The sequence below is a fragment of the Streptomyces sp. NPDC058221 genome (assembly GCF_042882365.1).
In the GTDB taxonomy this organism is placed as follows: Bacteria; Actinomycetota; Actinomycetes; order Streptomycetales; family Streptomycetaceae; genus Streptomyces.
Genome location: NZ_JBHVWF010000236.1, coordinates 1 through 8,123, shown reverse-complemented (window position 1 = coordinate 8,123; position 8,123 = coordinate 1). Strand labels below are relative to the sequence as shown.

The following is an 8,123-nucleotide window of genomic DNA, read 5'->3' as shown; positions in this document are numbered from 1 at the left end:
GGGCACAGCAGAGGGAAGCCCGACGGTGATGACGGCCCCGCTGCGCATGCAGCGGGGCCGTCGCGGTTCAAGCCCTTCCGCAGCGGCCTCGTTGACCTGGCCGGCTCCGTAGCCGGCTCCGCGACCGCGCCGGACGTTCACGCCAGGAATCCTTGTCGAAACTCTTGACCCGACCGCCGCCCGGCATCAAAGTACTCGACTAATGCGCATCAGTAATGCGTATTAGTTCACCGGAGGCAAAGAGTGCAGCACCAGAACAGGCAGTCCGGACGAGGGCGTTCGGCAACCCCGCGCAGTCGGACGTCCCGGCCGCGACAGGCCGAGGTGGCGCGCCTGGCGGGGGTCTCGCAGGCCACGGTCTCGCTGGTCCTGGCCAACAAGCAGAACGGTGTCGTGATCTCGGACGAGACCCGTCAGAAGGTCCTCGACGCCGCGCAGGAGCTGGGCTACGTCCCGGACCCTGCCGCTCGCAGTCTGGCAGCCGCGCACAACAACCTCCTCGGCGTCTTCAGTTTCACCTCGACCTTCCCGACGGACGTGCGGCACTCGTACTACCCGTTCCTGGTCGGCGTGGAGCAGGAGGCGGCGGCCCGCGGCTATGACCTGGTGCTCTTCACCGGGTCCAGCAGCGGGGGCGCCGGCGCGCAGGCACCGGAGGCACTGGGCCGTGTGCGGCTCGCCGACGGCTGCCTCTTCCTCGGCCGCCACATCCCCACCGACCAGCTCCGCCGCTTCGTCACCGAGGGCTTTCCCGTCGTCCACCTCGGTCGACGGGACGAACTGGAGGGGCTGTCCTGGGTCGGCGCCGACTATGTGAGTGCGAGCCGCGAGGTCGTCGCGCATCTCGCCGCCTCGGGGCACGAGCGCATCATGCTCATCCGTGAGAACGACGAGGCGCCCGCCTCGACCGACCGTGAGCGCGGCTTCCGTGAAGGCCTCGCCGAGGCCGGCGTCGACGGCGACGCGTTCCGCTCGGACGACCCGGCGGGGCAGCTGACCGCCCAGCGGCTGCGCGGCTGGCTCGACAACGGTGTCACCGCCTTCGTCGCAGAGGAGACCGACACCGGTGGCGCCTGGCGTGCGCTGTGTGCCGCGGTGAGCGCGGCCGGACTCCGTGCGCCGGACGACGTGTCCCTCGCCCTGCTCGGCAGTCCTCCCGCGGATCTCGCCGCCGACCCGGTACCGACCGGATTCGACATTCCGCGACCGGAGCTGGGCGCCGCGGCGGTACGGCTGCTGGCCTCTCTCGTCGCGGGGGAACCCGCCCCGGAGCCTCTGGTCGCCTGCACCTTCCGGCCCGGAGCCACCTCCGGGCCCGTCCATCGCACCTCGCAAGGAGACTCGTGATACCCGAAGCCGACATCCTCATCGTGGGCGGCGGCCTGGGCGGCGTCGCCGCCGCGCTCGCCGCCTGCCGGGCCGGCCGTACGGTCGTGCTGACCGAGGAGACCGACTGGATCGGTGGTCAGCTCACCGCACAGGCCGTGCCGCCGGACGAGCACCCGTGGGTCGAGCAGTTCGGCGCCACCGCCTCGTACCGGGCCCTGCGCGAGGGCATCCGCACGTACTACCGCCAGTGGTACCCGATGCGCTCCGAGGCCCTGGCCCTCACCGGTCTCAACCCGGGGGCCGGCCGCGTCAGCAAGCTGTGCGCCGAGCCGCGTGCCGCGCTGACCGTCCTGGAGGGCATGATCGCGCCCTACCGCTCGGCCGGGCTGCTGACTCTGCTCACGGAGATCCGGCCGGTCGCGGCCCGGACCGAGGGCGACTTCGTGCGGTCCGTCACCTTCGACAACGGCCGCACGATCGCGGCGCGTTACGTCATCGATGCCACCGAGACCGGTGAACTGCTCGAACTGGCGGGTGTGGAGCACGCGTTGGGCGCAGAGGCGCGAGCGGAGTTCGATGAACCGCACGCTCCCGAGACGGCCGACCCGGACAACCAGCAGGGCATCACCGTCTGTTTCGCGCTCTCTCATCACGAGGGCGAGGACCACACCATCGAGCGGCCCGATGACTACGACTTCTGGCGCACGTACCGGCCGGATTTCTGGCCCGGTCCGCTGCTCGGTTTCCAGGCCCCCGACCCGCGCTCGCTGGAGTCCGTCCCGCGCACCCTCGTCCCGAACCCGGAGCTCGATCCGCTCGACGTCTCCGCCGACCAGAGCGCGGACGCCGGGGACAAGGAACTGTGGGGATTCCGCCGGATCCTGGCCCGCAAGATGCACCGTGACGGCGTCTTCGACTCGGACATCACGCTCGTCAACTGGCCGCTGAACGACTACTGGCTGAAGCCGTACGTGGGCGAGCGCCAGGCCGAGGCGCTGCACGGGGCACGGCAGTTGTCACTGTCGCTGCTGTACTGGCTCCAGACGGAGGCCCCCCGCGAGGACGGTGGCACGGGCTTCCCCGGTCTGCGGATCCGTCCCGATGTCATGGGTACCGCCGACGGCCTGGCCAAGTCCGCGTACGTGCGTGAGTCGCGCCGGATCAAGGCCGTCACCACCATCACCGAGCACGACGTGTCCATCGATGTCGTCGGTCCTCGCGGCGGCACCCGGTACCGCGACTCGGTCGGGGTCGGCGGCTACCGCATCGACCTGCACCCGTCCACCGGCGGTGACAACTACATCGACATCGGCTCGGTGCCGTTCGAGATCCCGCTCGGTGCGCTCGTCCCCCGCCGCGTCCGGAATCTGCTGCCGGCCTCGAAGAACATCGGCACCACGCACATCACCAACGGCTGCTACCGGCTCCATCCGGTGGAGTGGAACATCGGCGAGGTCGCCGGCGCGCTTGCCGCGCACTGCCTCGCCGAGGGTGTCGAACCGCACCACGTCCAGGCGGAGGACAAGAGGTTCGCGGAATTCGCCACGCTGCTCGACCGCTCAGGAGTCCAGCGCCACTGGCCCGACGTCCGGGGCTACTGACCCGGTACCCAGCACGCCCTGTCTCCGCCTCCGGCCGCACCGGGGCGCGGAACGTCGGGGGGACAGCTCCACCTGTCCCCCCGACCCGCCCACGCAGCACAGCCCACACGCACAAGGAAGTGCCCAACCATGACCACGCACCGTATCCGCGTCGGCATCGACGTGGGCGGAACCTTTACCGACGCCGTGGCTGTAGACGCCACGACCCTGGCACTCCTGGGGCAAGTGAAGGTTCCCACCAGCCATCACCACGAGGACGGAGTCGCCCACGGCATCGTCGAGGCACTCGACCGGCTGCTCGAACAGACCGGCTGTGCCCCCGATGACGTGGCCTTCCTCGCCCACGGCACGACACAGGCTACCAACGCCCTGCTGGAGGGCGATGTCGCCACCGTCGGCCTGCTCGGCATCGGCGGCAACCCGGGGGCGGTCTTCACCCGCCGGCTCGCCGCACTGTCCAGACTCGAACTCGCCCCCGGCAAACGGCTTCCCCTGGTGTACGCGCATGTCGCCGACCCCGGCGACTCGGCCGCGGTGGCGCAGGCCCTCGATCACGTCGTCGAGCACGGCGCCCAGGTGCTGGTCGCCAGTGAGCCCTTCGGGGTGGACCTGCCCGAGGGCGAGCTCGCCGTGCTCGACGCCGCCCGCCCGCGTGGGCTGCCGATGGCGGCCGCCCACGAGATCACGTCGCTCTACGGTCTCCAGAAGCGCACCCGAACCGCCGTGGTCAACGCGGCGATCCTGCCCCGGATGCTGGCGACCGCGGATCTCGTGGACGCCTCCATCACCAAGGCCGGTGTCACCGCGCCCCTCATGGTGATGCGCTGCGACGGCGGTGTGATGTCACTGGACGAGATGCGCCGCAGACCGCTGCTGACCGTCCTGTCCGGGCCCGCGGCGGGTGTGGCGGGCGCACTGATGCAGGAACGCATCAGCGAGGGCGTCTTCCTGGAGACCGGTGGAACATCCACCGACATAAGCGTCGTCCGGCGCGGCAAGGTCGCGGTCCGGCACGCGACCATCCTCGGCAAGGCCTCCTACCTCTCGGCGCTCGACGTCCGCACGGTCGGTGTCGGGGGCGGCTCCATGGTCCGTGTCTCGGACGGCCGGGTGACCGGCGTCGGCCCGCGAAGCGCCCATATCGCGGGGCTGCCGTACGCCTGTTTCGCCACCCTGGACGATCTGCGCGACGCCGAGGTCGCCATGGTCCGCCCGATGGAGGGGGACCCGGAGGACCATGTGGTTCTCGACGCGGCCGGCGGCCGGTTCGCCCTCACCATGACCTGCGCCGCCAACGCGCTGGGCCGGGTCGGGGAGGAGGACTTCGCCCGCTGCGACCAGGAGGTGGCCCGGGCCGCCCTGGCACCGCTCGCCCGTCACCTCGGCATCGACGTGGCGGCCGCCGCCACCCTCATACTCGACGCCGGCTGCGCGCAGGTGCGCAGGACGGTCGATGCCATGATCAGCGACTACCGGCTCGACGAGGACGCTGTCGTCCTGGTCGGCGGCGGGGGCGGCGCGGCGGCCGTCACCCCGCACCTCGCGGCCCTGACCGGGCTGACGGGACGCACCGCAGCCCATGCCGAGGTCATCAGCCCCATCGGGGTGGCCCTGGCCCTGGTCCGCGAACAGATCGAGCGGATCATCCCGGGGGCCGGACAGGAACAGATCCTCGCCGTCCGCGCCGAGGCGGAGCAGGCGGTCATCGCCCAGGGCGCCTCCCCGGAAGGCGTCGAGGTCGAGGTCACCGTCGACCCGCAGACGTCCACCGTCCGGGCCGTCGCCACCGGCGCCACCGAACTGCGCACCCAGGACCGCGCGCACCGCGCCGACGACGCCGAACGTCTGCGCGCTGCCGCCGCGAGCCTCAAGGCCGATCCGTCCGCCGTGCACGTTCTGGCGGGCACGCCCGCCCACACCGTGTACGGCACCGAGGTCCGCCGCCGGTTCCGGGCCGTCCGGCGGCCGGTCCGGGTCGTGGACACCGACGGGGTGGTCCGTCTGCACGCCCCCGACGCCCGGGTCGAGACGACCACCGTGGCCGCCGCACCGGAGCTGCTCGCCCGGCTGGTGGCCGAGGCCACGTCGTACGGTGACGGCGGCGTCCGCGCGCCGGCCCTGCGGCTCCTGCTCGGCGCCCGGATCGTCGACCTCTCCGGCATTCTCGATCCGCAGCCGCTGCTCGCCCTCGCCGCGGGCGAACTGCGCCCGCGGGCGGCGGACGAACCCGTGGTGGCGGTCCTGGAGGCACGGTCGTGACCGCCGCGCTCCCGATGGGCGTCTCCCCGGCGGAGCGGCTCGCGGCCGTCGACGACCTCACGTACGGAATGCGGCTGCTGGCCGGGACCCCGACGCACGAGACACGTGATCCGGTGCTGCTGCGCCAATGGGCTTTTGTGGCCACGCGGTTCGGCGCGGGGCTGGCCCCGGTGGAGTGCCGGGCCCGGGTGGTGGAGAGCTCCGGTGGACTCGCGCTGGGTCTGCTCGCGCGCTACAGCTCCCGGCCCCGGCCCACGGTGGAGCTGTTCACCGACACCATCGCCCTGGCCGAGGAGACGATCGACGCGCACGGCTGGCGGCACTGGTACCCGCCGGGCTCGGTCCGCGCCGCCGCCATCGCCCATGAGGCCGTCCACGAACAGCTCCATCACGGCCCGGCCAAACGCGAGTTGAAGCACGCCCTGGACCACGTCGTGCTGCGCCTGGGCCGCCACCGTGTGTACGGCCATGTGGCGGGCGCCGAGGAGATCGCGGCGCACGCCTACGCCCGAACCGTCTGCGGGCTCGGCCGCAGCCCCCTGCTTCTGACCGCCGCCCTCGTGGCCGCGACTTCCGGAAAAGAGAACTGACGCCATGGGTGTCGTCATCCTGCTCATCATGGCCGTCGGCGTCGTCGCGATGCTGACCCGCAAGATTCCCACCGCCTTCGCCCTGGTCCTGCTCGCCGTGGCCATCGCGTTCGCCGCCCGCGCCCCGCTGACCGGCGAGAACAGCGTCATGGACGGAGTCGTCCAGAACGGCGCGCCGCTGCTGGCCGCCACGATGATCGCCATCATCCTCGGCTCCTGGCTCGGCAGGCTCCTCGACGAGACCGGCATCGCCGGCACCCTCGTCCGCAAGATCGTGGAGTTCGGCGGCGACCGCCCGGTCGTGGTGGCGCTCGGCGTCCTCGCCGTGTCCACCCTCGTCGGCACGGTCACCGGTTCGGCGCCCGCCGCCATGCTGGCCGGCATCATCGGCATCCCCGCGATGATCGCGGTCGGCATTCCGAAGGTGACCGCCGCGGGCACGATCCTGATGGGCATCGCGGCCGGAATGCCGTTCGAACTGCCGATCTGGCAGTTCTTCTCCACCGCGCTCGAACTCCCGGTCCCCGTCGTGCGCGGCTTCATGCTGAAGCTGTTCCCGTTCGCGCTGGCAGCCGCCGTCCTCTTCGTCCTCATCGAGTCCCGCCGCAAAGGGGTCGAGCACGCATGGGCGCTGAAGTCGGCGCCCGCCCGGCCTTCGCAGCGCAGCCGCAGGGGCGATGCACCCTGGTACGCGCTGCTCACTCCGGTGGTGCCGCTCGTGCTGGCGCTCGGCTTCGAACTCGCCATCATTCCCTCGCTGCTGGCCGGCGTCCTCTACGCCCTGCTCACCACCACCCGCCCCGGGGAGTACGGCAAGCGTCTCCTGCGGACCCTCTACGGCAGCTTCGAGGTGGCGGCCCCACCGATCGTGCTCTTCGTCGCGATCGGCATGCTGCTCGCGGCGGTGAAGCTGCCCGGTGCGGTCTCCGCCCTCGAACCGCTGGTCAAGGCGGTCAGTCCGGACAACCCCGTCCTCTTCGTCGCCGTCTTCACGCTGCTCGTCCCGCTGTGCCTGTACCGGGGCCCGCTCAACGTCTACGGCCTGGGCGCCGGCATCGCGGGCGTCCTGATCGCCGCGCACATCTACCCGGCCGTCGCCGTCCTCGGCCTGGCCACCTCGTACAACCAGGTCTTCGGCGTCGCCGATCCGACCAGCACCCAGACCGTGTGGAGCGCCCAGTACGCGGGGGTCTCCCCGCAGCAGGTCATGATCCGCACCCTGCCGTACGTCTGGGCCGTCGCCCTCGGCGGGCTGTGCGTCACGGCGGCCAACTACCTCTGAGCTCGTCCCGCACCGGATTCCCCGCTCGCACCTCCGACCCCATCTGGAGCCATCGATGTCTCCTCTCGACCGCCGTCTCTTCCTCCGCGGCAGCGCTGCCGCCCTCACCGTCGGAGCGGCCGGGGGCCTGGGCACGGCCCCCGCCGCGGCCGCCGTACCCGGCGGATTCCCCGCGTACAAGCACGTTCGTACCCTGCTCACCCCGTCCGAGCTGGCCTACAACCCGACGGGGGAGATCATCTTCCCGTGCATCCGGGGCGTCGCCGGACGCATCGCGTCACCGCTGGGCCGGTACTACCTCTACTACGCGCCCCATGACGCCCCCGGCGGCATCTGCCTCGCGTACGGCGACTCCCTCGAAGGCCCGTTCACGGAGTATCCGCACAACCCGATCGTCCGCAACGACTGGTCACCGCACTACAAGGTCAGCCATGTCTCGTCCCCGCACGTGATGTGGAACGAGGACGCCAAGGAGCTGTGGCTCTACTTCCACGGCGAGAACACCACCACCCGCCTGGCCCGCTCCAAGGACGGCATCAACTTCACCTACGACAAGGGGGTCCTGAGCACCGCGATGATGCCCGCCGGCACCACCGAGACGTCGTACGCCCGTGTCTTCCGGCACGATCTGCCCTCGCACGGGGCCCGGTACGTGATGGTCTTCATGATCAACAACACCACCGACCACCGGGACATCGGCTGGGGCTGGTCCGCCGACGGCCGCACCTGGACCTTCTCCCAGACTCCGCTCGTGCGTCACGACGAGGTGGGTGCGGTCAACATCGGCGGTCCGCACCTGCTGTACCGCAACGGCAGCACGTACGTCGTCTACAACTCCAACAAGGAAAACGGCGGGAACCTGCTCATCACCGAGGTGGGCAACGACTTCAGCCGCCGCGACCACCTCGGCGTGTTCTACACGTCCACGGCCTCGGCGCCGGAGAACGGCCGCGCTGCCGCGCCCTCGTTCGGCACCGACGGCGGCGTCCCCTACATGATCTACGAGGCGGGGGAACGGCTGTCGGGCGTCATCGCGATGGCGCGAGGCTGACCCGGCGGTGG

At 71.3% G+C, this 8,123-nt stretch carries 6 protein-coding genes; all 6 read left to right on the top strand.

The window, feature by feature from the left end:
• Positions 1 to 324 precede the first annotated feature (324 nt).
• The 6 genes from ACFVW8_RS37340 (at position 325) to ACFVW8_RS37315 (ending at position 8,112) form a co-directional block, all read left to right on the top strand.
• The gene (locus ACFVW8_RS37340; RefSeq protein WP_389698178.1) at positions 325 to 1,347 is read left to right on the top strand and encodes a LacI family DNA-binding transcriptional regulator; all 1,023 of its coding nucleotides are present in this window, start codon (positions 325 to 327) and stop codon (positions 1,345 to 1,347) included.
• Positions 1,344 to 2,930, top strand: coding sequence for an FAD-dependent oxidoreductase (locus ACFVW8_RS37335; protein WP_389698176.1), 1,587 nt, complete (start codon positions 1,344 to 1,346; stop codon positions 2,928 to 2,930). Before ACFVW8_RS37340 ends, ACFVW8_RS37335 begins: the two co-directional genes overlap by 4 nt.
• Before the next feature lie 129 nt (positions 2,931 to 3,059).
• Entirely contained in the window at positions 3,060 to 5,189 is a 2,130-nt protein-coding gene (locus tag ACFVW8_RS37330) for a hydantoinase/oxoprolinase family protein (protein ID WP_389698174.1), read from the top strand.
• A gap of 14 nt (positions 5,190 to 5,203) precedes the next feature.
• Positions 5,204 to 5,779: a hypothetical protein gene (locus ACFVW8_RS37325; RefSeq protein ID WP_389698180.1), complete on the top strand. Its 576-nt coding sequence runs from the start codon at positions 5,204 to 5,206 to the stop codon at positions 5,777 to 5,779.
• Between the two features lie 4 nt (positions 5,780 to 5,783).
• Positions 5,784 to 7,061, top strand: a complete 1,278-nt coding sequence (locus ACFVW8_RS37320) for a transporter (RefSeq protein WP_389698172.1) — start codon at positions 5,784 to 5,786, stop codon at positions 7,059 to 7,061.
• Positions 7,062 to 7,116: 55 nt separating this feature from the next.
• On the top strand, positions 7,117 to 8,112 hold the full coding sequence (locus ACFVW8_RS37315) for a hypothetical protein (protein WP_389698170.1): 996 nt from the start codon (positions 7,117 to 7,119) through the stop codon (positions 8,110 to 8,112).
• Positions 8,113 to 8,123 lie beyond the last annotated feature (11 nt).